General features: G+C 73.2%; 16 protein-coding genes and 1 pseudogene. 13 read left to right on the forward strand and 4 right to left on the reverse strand.

Features of this window, described 5'->3' with window-relative positions; genetic code table 11:
* Window positions 1–98 precede the first annotated feature (98 nt).
* The 4 genes and pseudogenes from ACSQ4M_RS07965 to ACSQ4M_RS07980 all read left to right on the forward strand — a co-directional run.
* Window positions 99–299: pseudogene (locus ACSQ4M_RS07965) on the forward strand (MetQ/NlpA family ABC transporter substrate-binding protein); the annotation flags it as partial.
* A gap of 16 nt (window positions 300–315) precedes the next feature.
* Window positions 316–894 (forward strand): 1,2-dihydroxy-3-keto-5-methylthiopentene dioxygenase, encoded by a 579-nt coding sequence (locus ACSQ4M_RS07970; RefSeq protein WP_436189047.1) that lies wholly within the window; start codon window positions 316–318, stop codon window positions 892–894.
* Between the two features lie 347 nt (window positions 895–1241).
* A complete protein-coding gene (locus ACSQ4M_RS07975) occupies window positions 1242–1424 on the forward strand; it encodes a hypothetical protein (RefSeq protein WP_436189048.1) in 183 nt (60 codons plus the stop codon).
* A 173-nt stretch (window positions 1425–1597) separates the two neighbouring features.
* The gene (locus ACSQ4M_RS07980; protein ID WP_436189049.1) at window positions 1598–3133 is read left to right on the forward strand and encodes an FAD/NAD(P)-binding protein; all 1536 of its coding nucleotides are present in this window, start codon (window positions 1598–1600) and stop codon (window positions 3131–3133) included.
* A 137-nt stretch (window positions 3134–3270) separates the two neighbouring features.
* Here the strand turns inward: ACSQ4M_RS07980 and ACSQ4M_RS07985 are convergent, their stop codons facing one another.
* The 3 genes from ACSQ4M_RS07985 to ACSQ4M_RS07995 are packed head-to-tail and all read right to left on the reverse strand — an operon-like array spanning window position 3271 to window position 6253.
* Entirely contained in the window at window positions 3271–3918 is a 648-nt protein-coding gene (locus tag ACSQ4M_RS07985; RefSeq protein WP_436189050.1) for a response regulator, read from the reverse strand.
* Window positions 3915–5288 (reverse strand): histidine kinase, encoded by a 1374-nt coding sequence (locus ACSQ4M_RS07990; protein WP_436189051.1) that lies wholly within the window; start codon window positions 5286–5288, stop codon window positions 3915–3917. Before ACSQ4M_RS07990 ends, ACSQ4M_RS07985 begins: the two co-directional genes overlap by 4 nt.
* Entirely contained in the window at window positions 5285–6253 is a 969-nt protein-coding gene (locus ACSQ4M_RS07995) for an alpha/beta fold hydrolase (RefSeq protein ID WP_436189052.1), read from the reverse strand. Before ACSQ4M_RS07995 ends, ACSQ4M_RS07990 begins: the two co-directional genes overlap by 4 nt.
* Before the next feature lie 171 nt (window positions 6254–6424).
* Here ACSQ4M_RS07995 and pqqA point away from each other — a divergent pair, with 171 nt between their 5' ends.
* From pqqA to ACSQ4M_RS08025, 6 genes are all read left to right on the forward strand, one after another.
* A complete protein-coding gene (gene pqqA / locus ACSQ4M_RS08000) occupies window positions 6425–6499 on the forward strand; it encodes a pyrroloquinoline quinone precursor peptide PqqA (RefSeq protein WP_189686872.1) in 75 nt (24 codons plus the stop codon).
* A 329-nt stretch (window positions 6500–6828) separates the two neighbouring features.
* Window positions 6829–7752 carry a pyrroloquinoline quinone biosynthesis protein PqqB gene (pqqB, locus tag ACSQ4M_RS08005; protein WP_436189053.1) on the forward strand — a complete coding sequence of 308 codons (924 nt, stop codon included), beginning with the start codon at window positions 6829–6831 and terminating at the stop codon, window positions 7750–7752.
* 5 nt (window positions 7753–7757) lie between these two features.
* Complete coding sequence (gene pqqC / locus ACSQ4M_RS08010; RefSeq protein WP_436189054.1) at window positions 7758–8513, forward strand: pyrroloquinoline-quinone synthase PqqC; 756 nt, start codon at window positions 7758–7760, stop codon at window positions 8511–8513.
* Window positions 8510–8791 carry a pyrroloquinoline quinone biosynthesis peptide chaperone PqqD gene (gene pqqD, locus ACSQ4M_RS08015; RefSeq protein WP_436189055.1) on the forward strand — a complete coding sequence of 94 codons (282 nt, stop codon included), beginning with the start codon at window positions 8510–8512 and terminating at the stop codon, window positions 8789–8791. Before pqqC ends, pqqD begins: the two co-directional genes overlap by 4 nt.
* Window positions 8788–9915, forward strand: a complete 1128-nt coding sequence (gene pqqE / locus ACSQ4M_RS08020; RefSeq protein WP_436189056.1) for a pyrroloquinoline quinone biosynthesis protein PqqE — start codon at window positions 8788–8790, stop codon at window positions 9913–9915. The genes pqqD and pqqE overlap by 4 nt, the downstream gene beginning before the upstream one ends.
* Before the next feature lie 57 nt (window positions 9916–9972).
* A complete protein-coding gene (locus ACSQ4M_RS08025; RefSeq protein ID WP_436189057.1) occupies window positions 9973–11676 on the forward strand; it encodes a tetratricopeptide repeat protein in 1704 nt (567 codons plus the stop codon).
* A gap of 30 nt (window positions 11677–11706) precedes the next feature.
* Here the strand turns inward: ACSQ4M_RS08025 and ACSQ4M_RS08030 are convergent, their stop codons facing one another.
* Window positions 11707–12669 carry a LysR family transcriptional regulator gene (locus ACSQ4M_RS08030; RefSeq protein ID WP_436189058.1) on the reverse strand — a complete coding sequence of 321 codons (963 nt, stop codon included), beginning with the start codon at window positions 12667–12669 and terminating at the stop codon, window positions 11707–11709.
* 116 nt (window positions 12670–12785) lie between these two features.
* On the opposite strand from ACSQ4M_RS08030, the gene ACSQ4M_RS08035 reads away from it, so the two are divergent.
* The 3 genes from ACSQ4M_RS08035 (at window position 12786) to ACSQ4M_RS08045 (ending at window position 15750) form a co-directional block, all read left to right on the forward strand.
* Window positions 12786–13985, forward strand: a complete 1200-nt coding sequence (locus tag ACSQ4M_RS08035) for a serine hydrolase domain-containing protein (protein ID WP_436189059.1) — start codon at window positions 12786–12788, stop codon at window positions 13983–13985.
* Entirely contained in the window at window positions 13982–15178 is a 1197-nt protein-coding gene (locus ACSQ4M_RS08040) for an MFS transporter (protein ID WP_436189060.1), read from the forward strand. Before ACSQ4M_RS08035 ends, ACSQ4M_RS08040 begins: the two co-directional genes overlap by 4 nt.
* Before the next feature lie 248 nt (window positions 15179–15426).
* A complete protein-coding gene (locus ACSQ4M_RS08045) occupies window positions 15427–15750 on the forward strand; it encodes a hypothetical protein (RefSeq protein WP_436189061.1) in 324 nt (107 codons plus the stop codon).
* Window positions 15751–15759: the final 9 nt, after the last annotated feature.

Consider the following 15759-nt stretch of genomic DNA (forward strand, 5'->3'; position numbering starts at 1 on the left):
TCGCCCTGGCCGCCACGCCCGCCGCATTCGCCCAGTCCACCGCCAAGAAGGAACTCGTCATCGGCGCCACCGCCGGCTCCAACGTCGACGTGCTCAAGCTCTCTTCGGGCCTGAAGCTGACCGAGGCCGTGGTACCCGAGAAGACGCCCGACCACTACCTGCTGGTGGCCGCCGTCAAGAGCGCCGACAAGGCCCGGCCCTGGGCCCGGGACGTGGCCGAGGCCTTCCAGACGCCGGAGTTCAAGGCCGTGCTGGACAAGCACTTCGCCGGCTATGCGCGCCCCAGCTTTCTGCAGTAGACCGACGGAGGCTGCCATGGTCGCACTTGCACGCTTCGACGCCCAGGGGCAGTGGAAAGAGACCTGGGTCTGTGACGGCCTGGTCCGCCAGAACCTCGCGCCCACGGGCGTGCAGTTCGGCCGCTGGCCCGTGCACGCGCTGCCGGCCTCCGGTGGACTGGCTGCGGTGCAGGCGGCCTATGCCGAAGAACTGGCGGACCTGGGGGGCGACTTCAGGCTGCACAGCGCCGACCGCGTGGCACTGGTGCCCGACGATGTGCACTGGCCCGCGCTGCGCCGGCAGTTCCTGGCCGAGCACCGGCACGGCGATGCCGAGATCCGCTTCTTCCTGTCCGGCACCGGGCTGTTCTACCTGCGCAGCGGCGAGGGCTTCCTGGGCCTGCTGTGCGAGGCCGGGGAATGGGTGGCGCTGCCCGCGGGCCTGGCGCATTGCTTCGACGCGGGCGAGGCGCCGGCCTTCGAAGCCCTGCGCCTGTTCGGTCGGCCGCAGGGCTGGGAGGCCGAGCCCACGGGCGCGGTGCTGCCGGCGCTGCCGCTGTACGACGACTTCGTCGCGCAGCTGCTGGAGCAGGTGGGCGAGGAGCTCGAGGGCTGAGAAGCTGTGAACGAACCCCTCACACCCACGCGAGGCCCCGATGAGCGTCAGTGTCCATGGTGATCGCAGCGCCAGGGGCCTCGCCCTTCGGGCCGGGGCACGGCAAGCCGCATGCGGGCGTTGCAGGCCTTGCCCTGGCACCAGCCAGGGCGGCGGCCTGCGCCTGCGCCTGCGGCCTGCCGCACCCCGTCGTGGGCGCGATCGGTTCATTCACAGCTTCTGAGCCCTGCCACCCGCATCCTCGTTTTCCGAGCAAGCAGCTGACGATCCCTTCGTTCCTTCGGCCGGCCGGCGCCAGAAGAATGCACGACACCCACAACGCTTCTTTCTCGCTGGAGCCGCTTCCCGTGTCTTCCATCCGTCCCCTGCCCGACCACCTGGTCGTCCAACGCAGCGAGCCCGAGACCAGGACGGCCAGCGGCATCGTGGTCCCTGGCTCGGTTGGCGAGCAGCCCGGGCTGCCCCACAACGAGCCGGCCGCAGCGACCGGTGGCGGCGCGCCGGGCGGCCCCGGCGGCGCCGGGTTCTGAGATCCACGGCCCGCCGCAAGCGCGGGCCGGTACCGTGTTCAGGCTGTGGCCGGTGTCGCGGCGGGCGTGGGGCTCGCGGGGACCGCGTCACCGGCCACGGCCCTGAACCTGCGCTGCCGGGAGCCCCCATGCCTTCGAACCGCCAACCGCTTCTTTCCCACCTGAACCGCACCATGCCCTCTTCCGATACGCGCCCCCATGTCCTCATCGTCGGCGGCGGCCTCGCCGGCACCGCCACCGCGCTGCGCCTGCTGAAGGACGCGGAGCAGCCGATCCGCCTGTCCATCGTCGAGTCGCGGCCCGCACTGGGCCTGGGCATCGCCTACGGCACCCCGCACCCCGAACACCTGGTCAACGGCCTGGCCAAGTTGTTCAGCCTCTACGACGACGCGCCCGACCACCTCGTGCGCTGGCTGCGCGCGGGCGCCGCCGCGGGCGGCTGGCAGCCGCCGGCCGGTGTGGCGATCGAAGACAGCATGCCGCCGCGCCAGGTCTATGGCGCCTATGTGCAGGCCAGCCTGACAGCCGCCGTCGCCGCCGCGGGCCCGGGCGTGGAACTGCGCCACTTGCAGGCGCGCGCGGTCGACGTGGTGGCGCAGTACGACACCGGCCGCCCGCGCTACCGCGTGGTGCTGGACGATGGCCGCGAGGAGGTCGCCGACGAACTCGTGCTGGCCACCGGCATCTTCACCAAGCCGCTGGGGCGCCAGGCCTTCGCGGTCGGTGTCGGGGTGCAGGCCTCGCCGCGCTATGTGGGCGACATCTGGCAGCCGCAGGCCTGGGACGGCGTGGCGCAGGACGCCGACATCGTCTACCTGGGCGCGGGCCTGAGCGCGCTGGACAGCCTGATCATGGCCGAGAAGGCCGGCTTTCGCGGCCAGCACACCGTGCTGAGCCGCCGCGGCCAGGGCGCGCGCGTGCGCGAGGACGTGCTGCCCTGGCCCGACTTCCTGCGCTACCAGAGCGGGGCGGTGTCGCTGCGCGATCTGCTGGCGCAGATCCGCGTGCAGCGCCGCGCCGTTCGCGCGCAGGGCGAGCCCTGGCAGCGCCTGGTGCCCGCCATCCGCGCCCACGTGCCGAAGCTGTGGTCACTGGCCAGCGCGCGCGACCGCCGCCGCTTCCTGGGCCGGCTGCGCGCCTACTGGGAGGCCGCGCTGCACCGCAGTGCAGCCGCACCGCTGGCCTGGCAGGCGCGTGTGGACGGCGAGGGCCGGCACCGCCACGAGGCCGGCCGCGTGCGGTCCATCGCGCTGCAGGCCGATGGCCGCCTGGCCGTGGCCTGGCAGCCGCGCGACGGCCGGCCGCTGCAGACCCTGGTGGCCGACCGCGTCGTCAACTGCCTGGGCTTCGACTTCGACTGGCGCCAGATCGACGACCCGCTGGTGCGCCAACTGGTCGCGCGCGGCCTGGCCCAGCCCGACCCGCTGGGCTTCGGCGTGCAGGCCACGCGCGAGACGCATGCGCTGCGCGATGCGGCCGGCCAGCCGCAGCCCGGGCTGTACGCCGTGGGCCATGCGCTGCGCGGGCTGATCTGGGAGTCCAACGCCATCGGCGAGCAGGTGCCGCAGGCCGGCACCGTGGGCCGCGCGATCCTGCAACGGCTGGCGCCCGCGGCGGCGGCCGAGGCGCTGGCGCGCGCCGCCGCCGCAGCCGATGCGACCGTGCGGGCTCAGCGCGAGAGCCAGGCGACCGGCGCCGCGCCGCGCTGAGGCGCCCTGTGCTTCAGGGGTGCAGACGCCAGAGCGCGTGGTGCTCGTCGCCAGCCTTCACCGCACCCACGACATGCTGGTTCAGATGGCTGGCCGTGAACACCAGGAAGCCATCGGGCGTGGAGGCCGGCCGGCCGCTACACCTGGATCAGCCCCCAGCGCAGCGCCACCAGCGTGAGTTCGGCCTGGTTGCTCGCGCCCAGCTTCTGCTTGACGCGATACAGGTGCGAGCCCACGGTGCTCAGCGACAGGTTCAGCGTGGCGGCGATCTGCGCCACCGTCATGCCCTGGGCCAGCTGCAGGAACACCGAGAACTCGCGCGCGCTGAGCGCCTCGGCCGGGTTGGCCGTGCCGTCGAACTGCGCGGCGGCCAGGGCCTGGGCCGTGGCCGCGTCGATGTAGCGCTCGCCGCGCGCCACGGCGTGCACCGCCGCGATCAAGGCCTCGGGCGCGCTGCGCTTGGCCAGGTAGCCGAGCGCGCCGGCCTGCAGCATGCGGCGCGGGTGCACGCTGTCCTCGTGTGCCGACAGGCCCAGCACGCGCGCCTTGGGGTCGTGCGCGAGCAGGCGCCGCAGCGCCTCCAGGCCGCCCATGCCGGGCATGGAGAGGTCCATGACCACCACGTCCGGCTGCACCTGCGGGTAGCGCTGGCAGGCCTGCTCGCCGGTGTCGGCCTCGGCCGCGACATCGATCTGCGCGTCGGCCAGCAGCATGCGAAAGCCCATGCGCACGAGCGCGTGGTCATCGACCAGCATCACGCGGATCGGCGGGATCGGGGGTGTCATGCGTTCTCCTGGACGGCCGGCAGCGCCAGCCGCACCGTCAGTTGGGCACCGCGCGGGGCGGCCGGTTCCAGGCGCAGCGTGCCGCCCAGGCTGTCGATGCGCTCGGCCAGCCAGCGCAGGCCATAGTGGCCGGTGCCGCTGGTGGTGGCCGCGGCGTCGGGCGGGCCGCGGCCGTCGTCGCGCAGCGTGAGCGTGAGGTGCCGGGCGTCGCAGTGCAGGGCCAGCACCAGCTGGCGCGCCTCGCCATGGCGCAGTGCGTTGGTCATGCCCTCCTGCGCGGCGCGGTACAGCACCAGCGCGGTGGCGTTGTCCAGGCGCAGGCCCTCGGGCGGGGTGTTCAGCTGCCAGTCGACCTGCAGGCCGGCGTGGCTGGCGCGCGTGCGCTCGACCAGGTCCTGCAGCGCGGCCACCAGGCCAAATTCGTCGAGCACCAGCGGCGTGAGCCGCGGGATCATGCCGTGCATGGCGGTGTAGAGCCGGGCCGACTCCTCGGCGATCAGCCGCGCGGCCTGCTCGGCCTGCGGATCCAGTGCCTGCATGCGCTGCGCGATCGACAAGGCCATGCTGCGCACAGCCGTGACCGACTGGCCCAGCTCGTCGTGCAGCTCGCGCGCGATGAGCCGGCGTTCCTGCTCGATCTTCTGGTCGACCCAGCGGCCCAGCGCCCGGCTTTCGGACAGGCGGTGCTCGGCCCGCACGGCGCGCCGCTCGGTTTCGATGTGCTGGCGCAGCATGCCGACCATGCGGTTGAAGGCCGCGCCGATGGCACCGGCCTCGGTGCCCGGCAAGGCCGGCAGCGAGACGTCGAAGCGGCCGTTCTCCAACTGGTTGAGCGCGCCGACGATGTCGGCGAACGGGCGCGTCGCGCGGCCCACGGCCCAGAACACGCCGGCGTTGACGACGGCCAGCAGCGCCAGCGCACTGAGCGCGAGCCGGACGGCATCGTCCCAGGCGTCCAGCACCGCGCGCGAGGCATTGGCGTTCACGACCAGCTTGCCGTCCGGAAAGTCGATGGACATCTGCGAAGGCTCCGGCGCGACGATGCGCGCGAACCAGCCGGGTGCATCGCGGTCCGCCTTGTAGGCCGAGGCCGGCGAGCGGTACAACACCTGGCCGTCGGCATCCAGCAGCGTGATGTCGTTGGAGCGCACGCGGCCCACGCCCTGCAGGAAGGCCTGCATGACCTGCATGCCCTGGGCCTCCTGCAGCATGGCCGTGCGGTAGAGCAGCTGCGCCGCCACGCGGTTGGCGGCCACCACCTCCTCGTGCACGGACTCGCGCATGGCGCGCAGCGTGAGCGCCAGCATGGCGCCCACGAACAGCAGCGTGAGGAGGCTCACGATGGCGTTGATCTTGAGCCGCAGCGTCATGGCGGGAAATCGCCCTGGCGCGCGTAACCGTCGAGCGCGCCCACCATGGCCGCCGCCATGGCCGGCGCGGCCGGGTCGTGGCCGCCGGCATCGACCCAGTGCAGCCGGCTGTGCGCGATGCGCGCATGCACGGCCTGGGCGGCTGCGGGAGGGCAGATGCGATCGTCGCGCGCGTGCAGCAGCAGCGTGGGCACGCGGGGCAGGGCGGCCAGGCACTCCAGCAGCGGCGGCTGGTCCAGCCAGCAGCCGTGCCGCAGGTAGTGGCTCTGCACGCGGTAGCGGTCGACCAGCGCGGCCAGCGCGTCGCCGCTGGGTTCGTCCGCTGCGTTGGCGGTGCCGCTCAGCGTGCGCTCCCACTGCCACCAGGCCAGGGCCAGGCGGCGCTGCAGCGCGCCGCCGTCCGTGGGCTCGGCCTGCAGGCCGCGGGCCAGGAAACCCAGCATGTCGTGGCGCTCGCCCTCGGGCGCCAGCGCCGCGAAGCGGGCCCAGGCGGCGGGTGCGTGGCCGGCGCTGTCCTGGAAGAAGGCCGTGATGTCCTGCGCGCGCGGCAGGAACACCGCGCGCAGCAGCAGCGCCGCCACCGCCTGCGGCGCATGCAGCGCATGGGCCAGCGCCAGCGTGGCGCCCCAGGAGCCGCCCACGACCAGCCAGCGTGCGATGCCCAGGTGTTCGCGCACGCGGCGCAGGTCGTCCAGCAGCTCGGCCGTGCGGTTGTGCGCGGTGGCGCCGCGCGGCCGGCTGCGGCCGGCGCCGCGCTGGTCGATGGCGACCACGCGGTAGCGCGCGGGATCGAAGAAGCGCCGCAGCAGCGGCGAACCCCCTGTGCCGGGGCCGCCGTGCAGCACCACGGCGCAGATGCCATCGGCCGCGCCGCAGTCGTCCACCTGCAGCACATGGCCGTGCGTCACCTCCAGCGCGAAGCTGTGGCGGGGCGGGGTCGCGGGGTAGAGCGCGGGGGCGGACACGGCGGCATGGTACTGGCGGTCAGACTGTCGTCAGGCTCATGAAAATCATGAACTGCGAATCAAGATTTCAAGCCTGGGCGCGGGCCGGCCGGCCCGGCACCATGCCCCTCGGAACACACCGGTTCCCGCAGCCGCCGCCCGGCGCTGCGCAACGTTCTGAGGAGACACGACATGCAATGGCAACCCCCGACGGCCACGGATCTGCGCTTCGGCTTCGAGATCACGATGTACGTCACGGCACGCTGAGTCTAGGAGTGTGGGCAGCAGAAATCCGGCCCCGCGTGCGGCCTGCAAGGGGGGGCAGGCTAGGCGCCGGCCGCAGCCCAGGCTGGCCGCCTGGGCAAGGACGGCAACGACGCATGCGCCCCCTTGCAGGCCGCACCCTTCGGGCCGGGGCGATTGGCGGCGCCATCCTTCGTTGCCGGCTCGTTGTGTGGCAGGCCACACGGCCTCACCGGCGCCTCGGCTGGCACCGCCACTCGCCCCGGCGCGGGGCCGGATTTCTGCTGCCCACGCTCCTATCCCGCCCCGGCGTGCCGGGGCGGGCCATCTTCCTCTCCTGCATCGTTCCCACCATGCGCATCACGGTCCTCGGTTCGGCGGCAGGCGGCGGCTTCCCGCAATGGAACTGCAACTGCCGCAACTGCGCCGGCGTGCGCGCCGGCACGCTGCGCGCCAAGCCGCGCACGCAGTCGTCGATCTTCGTGCAGCCCGAGGCGGGCAGCGACGGCGTGCTGTTCAACGCCTCGCCCGACATCCTGGAGCAGATCCGCAGCAGCCCCGTGCTGCAGCCGGCGCGCGCGCTGCGCGACAGCGCCATCGCCGGCGTGGTGCTGATCGACGGCCAGGTCGACCACGCCACCGGCCTGTTCATGCTGCGCGAGCGCGGCACGCCGCTGCCGCTGTGGTGCACCGACCCGGTGGCCGAAGACCTGGGCCAGGGCAACCCTGTGCTGCGCGTGCTGTCGCACTACTGCGGCGTCGAGCGCCACCCGATCGCGCTCGACGGGCAGGACTTCGAAGTGCCCGGCGTGCCCGGCCTGCGCATGCGCGCGCTGGCGCTGCAGGGCAAGGCCGCGCCGTACTCGCCGCACCGCGAGCATCCGGTGGCGGGCGACAACATCGGCGTCACCATCGTCGACGAACGCAGCGGCCGCCGCCTGTTCTACGCGCCGGGCCTGGGCGCGATCACGCCGCCCGTGTTCGACGCCATGGCCGGCGCCGACGCCGTGATGGTGGACGGTACCTTCTGGAGCGACGACGAGATGCCGCGCCTGGGCGTGGGCACCAAGCGCGCGCGCGAGATCGGCCACCTGCCGCAGTCGGGCGAAGGCGGCATGCTGCAGTGGCTGGCGCGACTGCCCGCCACCACCCGGCGGCGCCTGCTGATCCACATCAACAACACCAACCCCATCCTCGACGAAGACTCGGCCGAACACGCGGCGCTGCGCCGCGCGGGCGTCGAGGTCTGCGAGGACGGCATGGCCATCGAACTCTGACCCCTATGCACGCCGACCGCATCCAGGACGCGCCGCCGTCCACCCCGCACGAAGCGCCCGCCTGGGACCGCACGGCCTTCGAGGCCCAGCTGCGCGCGCGGGGCCGCAGCTACCACATCCACCACCCGTTCAACGTGATGCTCAACAGCGGCCAGGCCCAGCCAGCGCAGATCCGCGGCTGGGTGGCGAACCGCTTCTACTACCAGATCGCGATCCCGATCAAGGACGCGGCCGTGCTCTCCAACTGCCCCGATCCGGCCGTGCGGCGCGGCTGGGTGCAGCGCATCCTGGACCACGACGGCTTCGCGCTCGGCGGCCTGCACGACGCAGGCGGCCTGGAGGCCTGGCTGCGCCTGGCCGAGGCCGTGGGCCTGGAACGTGCCGAGGTGCTGGACCTGCGCCACGTGGTGCCGGCCGTGCGCTTCGCCGTCGACGCCTACGTGAACTTCGCGCGGCGTGCGCCCTGGCAGGAGGCCGTGTGCTCCTCGCTGACCGAGCTGTTCGCACCCGAGATCCACCGGCAGCGGCTGGCCACCTGGCCCGCGCACTACGGCTGGATCGACGCCGCCGGGCTGGACTACTTCCGCAACCGCGTGGGCCAGGCGCGGCGCGATGTGGAGCAGGGCCTGGCCATCACGCTGGACCACTTCACCACGCGCGCGCAGCAGGAGCGCGCGCTCGAGGTGCTGCAGTTCAAGCTCGACATCCTGTGGGCCATGAACGACGCCATGGCCACGCGCTACGGAGTGACGACGCCATGAGCGACTTGCGTTCGGAGATCCAACCCCGCATCGGCCCCGGCTTCCGCCTGCAGTGGGAGCCGGCACAGGACTGCCATGTGCTGCTCTACCCCGAAGGCATGGTGCGCCTGAACGGCAGTGCCGGCGAGATCATGAAGCGCTGCGACGGCCAGCGAAGCCTGGCCGCCATCGTGGCCGAGCTCGAAGAGGTGTTCGCCACCGAGGGGCTCGCGCCGCAGGTGCAGGAGTTCGTCGCGATCGCAGGCCGGCAGCACTGGCTGCGCTGGGACGCCGCATGACGACAGAGCGCCCCGGCCCACCGCTCTGGCTGCTGGCCGAGCTCACCTACCGCTGCCCGCTGCACTGCGTGTTCTGCTACAACCCGGTCGACTTCGCGCAGCAGCCCGACGAACTCGGTACCGACGACTGGCTGCGCGTGCTGCGCGAAGGCCGCGCACTGGGCGCCGTGCAATGCGGCCTGTCGGGCGGCGAACCGCTGCTGCGCGACGACCTGGAAGTCATCGTGGCCGAGGCGGCGCGGCTGGGCTACTACACCAACCTCCTGACCTCGGGCGTGGGCCTCACGGCCGAGCGCGCCGCGGCGCTCAAGGCCGCCGGGCTCGACCATGTGCAGCTGTCGTTCCAGGACTCCACGCGCGAGATGAACGACTTCCTCTCGCACACCAAGACCTTCGGGCTCAAGAGCCGGGTGGCCGGCATCATCAAGGACCAGGGCTGGCCCATGGTGCTCAACGTGGTGATCCACCGGCTCAACATCGACCACATCGACCGCATCATCGCCATGGCCCACGCCATGGGCGCCGAATACCTGGAGCTGGCCAACACGCAGTACTACTCGTGGGCGCTGCTCAACCGCGACCAGTTGCTGCCCACGGCCGCGCAGCTGCGCGAGGCCGAGGCCGTGACCGCCGCCTGGCGCGCGCGCCTGGGCGACGCCATGCGCATCTTCTTCGTGGCGCCCGACTACCACGAGGGCCGGGCCAAGAAGTGCGTGAACGGCTGGGGCAGCATGTTCCTGACGGTGGCGCCCGACGGCACGGCGCTGCCCTGCCACACCGCGAAGATGCTGCCGGGCCTGGCCTTTCCGAACGTGCGCGAGCAGGGCCTGCGCGAGATCTGGTTCGACTCCGAGGGCTTCAACCGCTACCGCGGCACGGGCTGGATGCAGGAGCCCTGCGCCAGTTGCGAGCAGCGCGAGCAGGACCTGGGCGGCTGCCGCTGCCAGGCCTTCCTGCTGGCGCAGGACCCGGCCGCGACCGACCCGGTCTGCAGCAAGAGCCCGCAGCACCAGCGCGTGGCCGAGGCGGTGGCGCGGGCCGGCGCGCCGGTGGCGCAGCCGCTGGTGTTCCGTGCGCCGGAGAACTCGCGGCGGCTGGCGGCGCAGGGGACGACACCGGCCTGAAGCACGGCGCCGGCTGGACTACGATGCCGGCTCCCATGACCTGTTCCACCGCCCCGCATGGCGATTGATGCGCTGGACCGCGTGCTCGACGCGCTCGACAGCGGCGACGCCGAGCTGGCCTGGCGCCTGGGCACGCAGGCCCTGCAGGCCGCACCCGGCGACGCCCCCTTGTGGAGTGCCTGCGGCATCGCCGCCCGGCTCGGCGAGCGCCCGGCCGAGGCCGAACGCTGCTGGCGCCGCTCGCTCGCGCTGCAGCCCGATGCGTTGGCCACCCACCACCTGGCCAGCCTGCTGCGCGCGCAGGGCCGCGACGATGAGGCCCTGGCCTGCTACCAGGCCGCCGCCGACGACGGCAGCGCCGACGCGCGCTGCTGGGTCGGCCTGGGGGTGCTGTGCGCGGCCCGCAGGCGCCTGGCGGACGCCGAGACCGCCTACCGCAGCGCGCTGGCGCTGCAGCCCGACGACTTGGCCGCGCTGACCAACCTGGGCCTGGTGCTGGAGCAGCTGCGCCGGCTCGACGAGGCCGAGGCCTGCCAGCGGCGCGCGCTGGCGCTGGCGCCTGGCCTGGCCGACCTGCACAACCACCTGGCCGGCGTGCTGGCGCGCCGGCCGGACGCGCAGCACGAGGCCGAGGCCGAATGGCACTACCGCGAGGCCCTGCGCCTGGCGCCGCAGGACGCGCGCCACGCGTCCAACCTCGGGGCCCTGTTGTACGACCTGGGCCGCGTGCAGGAAGCCGAGCAGGTGCTGCGCGCCACCGTGGCGCAGGCGCCCGGCCTGGCCTCCGCGCAGATCAACCTGGGCCACCTGCTGTTGTCGGTAGGCCGGCTGGCCGAAGGCTTCGACCACGCCGCGCAGAGCTACGCGCTGCTGCCGCCCACGGCTGTGGTTCCGGGCTTCCCCGAGCCGCCACCGCCCGGCGCCGCGTTGCAATGGACTGGCCAGCCGCTGCAGGGCAAGCGCCTGCTGGTCTGGCCCGAGCAAGGCCATGGCGACCAGCTGCAGTTCTGCCGTTACCTGCGGCTGCTGCGCGAACTGCACGGTCCCGCGCACCTCACCTACGCGAGCACGCCGTCCCTGCTGGGTCTCATGCGCAGCGTGGCCGGCGCCGATGCGCACATCGCGCTGCAGGACGCGCCGGCCGCCTTGCCGGCGCACGACTTCTGGGTACCGCTGCAGAACCTGCCGCTGTTCTGCGGCACGCGCCTGGAGACCATTTCGGCAGACACGCCCTACCTGCGGCCCGACCCCGCCAACGTGGCGCGCTGGGCACCGCGCATCCCGCAGGCACCGCGCAAGGTCGGTCTGGTCTGGCGCGGCAACCCGCGGCACGACAACGACGCCGAGCGCTCGCTGCCCGGCCTTGCCCTGCTGGCGCCGCTCTGGCAGGTGCCGGGCGTGGCCTTCGTGAGCCTGCAGAAATGGGCCGGCGAGGAAGAGGGCCAGCGGCCGCCGCCCGGCCAGCCGCTCGTGCACCTGGGCAGCGCCATCGAGGACTTCGCCGACTCCGCTGCCATCCTGGCCCAGCTCGACCTGCTGATCTCGGTGGACACCGCCGGCTGCCACCTGGCCGGCGCGCTGGACCGCCCCTGCTGGGTGCTGCTGCCGGCCTACCGCGTCGACTGGCGCTGGCTGCGCGGGCGCGCCGACACACCCTGGTATCCGCGCACGCGGCTGTTCCGCCAGGCCCGGCGTGGCGATTGGGCGGGCGTGGTGGACCAGGTGCGGCAGGCGCTGTTGGACTGGCGGCAGGGCCGGTAGGTCGCCGCGCGAGGCCGCCGCGTGGGGGCCTCACCGGTGCCGCAGCACAGCGCCCTGCGTTGCGCGGCTGAGGCCAGCGTCCGACGCGCGCTGCGCGGGCGATGCCTGCCGCGCGAACACCTGGTCGGCCAGGAAATCGACCAGCGCGCGCAGCTTGGGCGTCATGTGCCTGCCGGCAGGCCAGAGCACGTGGAACACGCCCCGGCTGTGCACCTGCGCCGGCAGCACGGGCACCAGCCGCCCGTCCGCCAGCGCTTCGCGCACCGCGAAGTCGGGCAGCCAGGCGATGCCGCGCCCCTGCAGGGCGAAGCACAGGCGCGTCTCGATGTTGTTGCAGATCATCGAGGTTGGCAGCACGGTCTCGCGGCCGTCGGGCGCGGCCGGCAGCGGCCAGACTTCCAGCTTGCCGCTGTGGGCGTAGCGGTAGTGCAGGCAGCGGTGCTGCGCCAGGTCCTGCGGCGTGGCCGGCGTGCCGTGCCGGGCCAGGTAGTCGGGCGACGCCACCAGCATGCGGCTGAATGCGCCGAGCAGCCGCGCGCTGAGCCGCGAGTCGGCGGGCTGGCCGGTGCGCACCACGGCGTCGAAGCCCTCTTCGACGATGTCCACCAGGCGGTCGGAGAAATCCAGGTCGAGCTCGATCTCCGGGTACTGGCGCATGAAGTCCGCCAGCACGGGCAGGACCAGCGAACTGACCAGCGGCAAGCCCACGCGCAGCCGGCCGCGCGGCGCGGCCGTCGCCTGCGACAGCTCGCCTTCGGCGGCCTCGATCTCGTCGAGGATGCGGCGGCTGCGTTCGAGGAACAGCCGGCCCTCGGCGGTCAGCGCGATGCTGCGCGTGCTGCGGTGGAACAGGCGCACGCCCAGGCGCTGCTCCAGCCGCGCCACGCTCTTGCCGACCGCCGAGGCCGACACGCCCAGCACCCGGGCGGCCCCGGCGAAGCTGCGCGCCTGCGCCACCTGCACGAACACCACGAAGCCGTTGAGGCTGTCCATCGCCACTCTCCCCATTGCGGACATCCCCGTCCTGAGAGCGCGGAACTCTACCCGGCTTTTTCTTTGATCGCCGGGCTTCTAAGGTCCTGGGGTCATGTCAAGAAAGGACAGATTCCATGGCTCTTCCCGTTGCCGCACAGCCCGCTGAGGCTCTGGCGCAAACCTTTGCACCCTCCCTCGCATCCGGCATCGACGCGGTGCTCGCCAGCGCCTTGCAGGAAGAGCGCCTGGTCGGCGCGGTGGTGCACGTGCACCAGCACGGCCAGCCACGCTACAGCCGCGCCATCGGCTGGGCCGACCGTGAGCTGCAGCGCCCCATGGCGCTCGACACCGTGTTCCGCCTGGCTTCGGCCAGCAAACCCATCGTGAGCGCCGCGGCGCTGGTGTTGTGCGCCCGGGGCCGCCTGTCCCTGGACGATGCGGTGACGCGCTGGCTGCCCGCGTTCCAGCCACGCCTGCCGGATGGCACGGCGCCCACGCTGACGCTGCGCCAACTGCTCAGCCACCAGGCCGGCCTGGGCTACCGCTTCTTCGAGCCCGACGGCAACGGCCCCCATGCGCAGGCCGGCGTGTCCGACGGCATGGACGCCAGCGGCATCGACCTCGCGGAGAACCTGCGCCGCATCGCCCGGGTGCCGCTGCTGTACCCGCCCGGGACGGGTTGGGCCTACTCGCTGGCCACCGACGTGCTGGGCGCGGTGATCGAGTGCGTGACGGGGCAGACGCTGCCCGATGCCGTCCGTGCGCTGGTGACGGGGCCGCTGCGCATGGTGGACAGCGGCTTCTTCTGCGACGCGCCCGAACGCATGGCGACGGCCTATGTGAACGGCACGGCCGGCCCGCACCGGCTGCAGGAGGCGGAGGTCGCAGCGCCCTTCGATGGCACGGTGGGCATCGCCTTCAGCCCCGGCCGGATCTTCGACCGCCAAGCCTACCCCTCCGGCGGCGCCGGCATGGCAGGCACGGCCGGCGACCTGCTGCGCCTGCTGGAGGCGCTGCGCACCGGCGCTGACGGCTGGCTGCCCGAGGCCGTGCTGGCGGAGATGGGCCGCGACCAGACCCAGGGCGCGGAACTGGCCGCCGGCCCGGGCCTGGGCTTCGGCCTGGGCTTTTCCGTGCTGCGCGATCCCGCCGCCGCCGCGTCGCCCGAGTCGCCCGGCACCTGGCGCTGGGGCGGCGCCTACGGCCATTCCTGGTTCGTGGACCGGCCCAGGGCGCTGACGGTGGTGGCCCTGACCAACACCTTGTACGAAGGCATGCACGGCCGCTTCGTCAACGACCTGCGCGACGCCGTCTACCAGGGGCTGCGCGCATGAAGGCCGCCTCCGATGCCGACCGCCTGCCCTGGTCGCCGCTGCTGGCCTTCGCGACGGCCGCGTTCGTCACCATCCTGACCGAGGCGCTGCCGGCCGCGCTGCTGCCGCAGATGGCGGCCGATCTGGGCGTGTCGCAGGCCTGGGTGGGCCAGACCGTCACCGCCTACGCGCTAGGCTCCCTGCTCGCCGCGGTACCGCTCGTGGCCGTCACGCGCGGCGTGCGCCGCCGCCCTTTGCTGATGGCAGCCGTGGCGGGCTTCGTGCTCGCCAACAGCGTCACGGCCTGGTCGGGCAGCTTCTTCTGGACCATGGCGGCACGGCTGGTGGCCGGCATGTCGGCCGGCCTGCTCTGGGCCTTGCTGGCCGGCTATGCCGCACGCCTGGTGGGCCCCGGCCTGCGCGGCCGTGCCATCGCGGTCGCGATGGCGGGCACGCCGCTGGCCTTGTCGCTGGGCGTGCCCGCGGGCAGCTGGTTCGGGCAGTGGGCCGGCTGGCGCGCCTGCTTCTGGGCCGCCAGCATCCTGGCGTTGGGCCTGCTCGCGTGGATTCGGCTCGGCGTACCGGACTTCGCGGGCCAGCACACCGGGCAGCGCCGCCCGCTGGCCAGCGTGCTGCGCATGCGCGGTGTCCGGCCGGTGCTGCTCGTGGTGCTGGCCTATGTGCTGGCGCACAACATCCTGTACACCTACATCGCGCCCTACCTCGCCGCGCGCGGTCTGGGCGGGCAGGTGGAGATGGCCTTGCTGGTGTTCGGCCTGGCGGCGCTGCCCGGCATCGGGCTGACCGGCCTGCTGGTCGACCGGCACCTGCAGCGCCTGTCGCTCGCCAGCACCACGGTGTTCGGCGCGGCCGTGGCGGTGCTGGCGCTGGCGACGCAATCCGCGCCATGGATGTTCGCCGCGCTGGCGGCCTGGGGCCTGGCCTTCGGCGGTGCCGCCACCTTGTTCCAGACCGCGCTGGCCAACGCCGCGGCCGAGGAGGCCGACGTCGCGCAGTCCATGCTCGTGACCACCTGGAACGCCGCGATCGCCGGTGGCGGCATCGCCGGCGGGGTGTTGCTGCAGGTCGTCGGCGTCGTGGCCTTCGCGCCGGTGCTGCTGGCGCTGCTGGGCAGCGCGTTCGCACTGCAGGTCCGCCCTTCGGGAGACGGTGGACGGCGGCCTGCGGAAGGGACGCCGACCGGCTGCCCGTGAGTGCGCTGGCCCGTGCGCTCGGGCCCTCGGGGTGCCGCCCTGGGACATCAACGCCTGCGCAGACCGGCCGCTCGTGCTCCGTGCGCGCCAGCCCGCGCCGCCGCAGTTCGGCAGCACGGGCTGGCGGCCTCGGCACCGGGGCGGCGTCAGCCATTGCCTGACACGCGCAAGGGCCCGCGTCGCGCACGGCGGGTACCGGGCCCATGGGATCGTCCTTCTTCCTGAAATCAACCCACAAGGACTCCACCATGGACGCACAAGCACTTCAGCAAGCCATCGACGGCATCGAATCCGCAGCCGACAAGGCCATCGCCGCGCTCAAGAACGGGCAGGCCGACGCCAAGCTGCAGCAGGCCGTGCAGGATCTGCACCAGCAGGCCCGCACCAAACGTTCGCTGACCGACAAGGCCGAACTCACGCAGGCCGTCAAGGACATCGAGCAGACCGCCGACCGCGCCATGGCCGCCTGCCGCAATGCGGGCCAGGTCGACCCTGCCTTGCAGCAGGCCGTGCAGGATGCGCACCAGAAGGCCTCGCAGCTCAAGCACAGCGTGGAAAACGAGACCGCCTGAGCGCGCGGC

This window comes from Pseudorhodoferax sp. LjRoot39, assembly GCF_964253035.1.
Classification (GTDB): domain Bacteria; phylum Pseudomonadota; class Gammaproteobacteria; order Burkholderiales; family Burkholderiaceae_C; genus Pseudorhodoferax.

Bases quoted from the DNA above. Each gene is read 5' to 3' on its own strand.
- ACSQ4M_RS07970 (WP_436189047.1), top strand. From the start codon at position 316: ATGGTCGCACTTGCACGCTTCGACGCCCAGGGGCAGTGGAAAGAGACC.
- ACSQ4M_RS07980 (WP_436189049.1), top strand. From the start codon at position 1,598: ATGCCCTCTTCCGATACGCGCCCCCATGTCCTCATCGTCGGCGGCGGC.
- ACSQ4M_RS07985 (WP_436189050.1), bottom strand. From the start codon at position 3,918: ATGACACCCCCGATCCCGCCGATCCGCGTGATGCTGGTCGATGACCAC.
- ACSQ4M_RS07990 (WP_436189051.1), bottom strand. From the start codon at position 5,288: ATGACGCTGCGGCTCAAGATCAACGCCATCGTGAGCCTCCTCACGCTG.
- pqqB (WP_436189053.1), top strand. From the start codon at position 6,829: ATGCGCATCACGGTCCTCGGTTCGGCGGCAGGCGGCGGCTTCCCGCAA.
- pqqC (WP_436189054.1), top strand. From the start codon at position 7,758: ATGCACGCCGACCGCATCCAGGACGCGCCGCCGTCCACCCCGCACGAA.
- pqqD (WP_436189055.1), top strand. From the start codon at position 8,510: ATGAGCGACTTGCGTTCGGAGATCCAACCCCGCATCGGCCCCGGCTTC.
- pqqE (WP_436189056.1), top strand. From the start codon at position 8,788: ATGACGACAGAGCGCCCCGGCCCACCGCTCTGGCTGCTGGCCGAGCTC.
- ACSQ4M_RS08025 (WP_436189057.1), top strand. From the start codon at position 9,973: ATGGCGATTGATGCGCTGGACCGCGTGCTCGACGCGCTCGACAGCGGC.
- ACSQ4M_RS08030 (WP_436189058.1), bottom strand. From the start codon at position 12,669: ATGGACAGCCTCAACGGCTTCGTGGTGTTCGTGCAGGTGGCGCAGGCG.
- ACSQ4M_RS08035 (WP_436189059.1), top strand. From the start codon at position 12,786: ATGGCTCTTCCCGTTGCCGCACAGCCCGCTGAGGCTCTGGCGCAAACC.
- ACSQ4M_RS08040 (WP_436189060.1), top strand. From the start codon at position 13,982: ATGAAGGCCGCCTCCGATGCCGACCGCCTGCCCTGGTCGCCGCTGCTG.
- ACSQ4M_RS08045 (WP_436189061.1), top strand. From the start codon at position 15,427: ATGGACGCACAAGCACTTCAGCAAGCCATCGACGGCATCGAATCCGCA.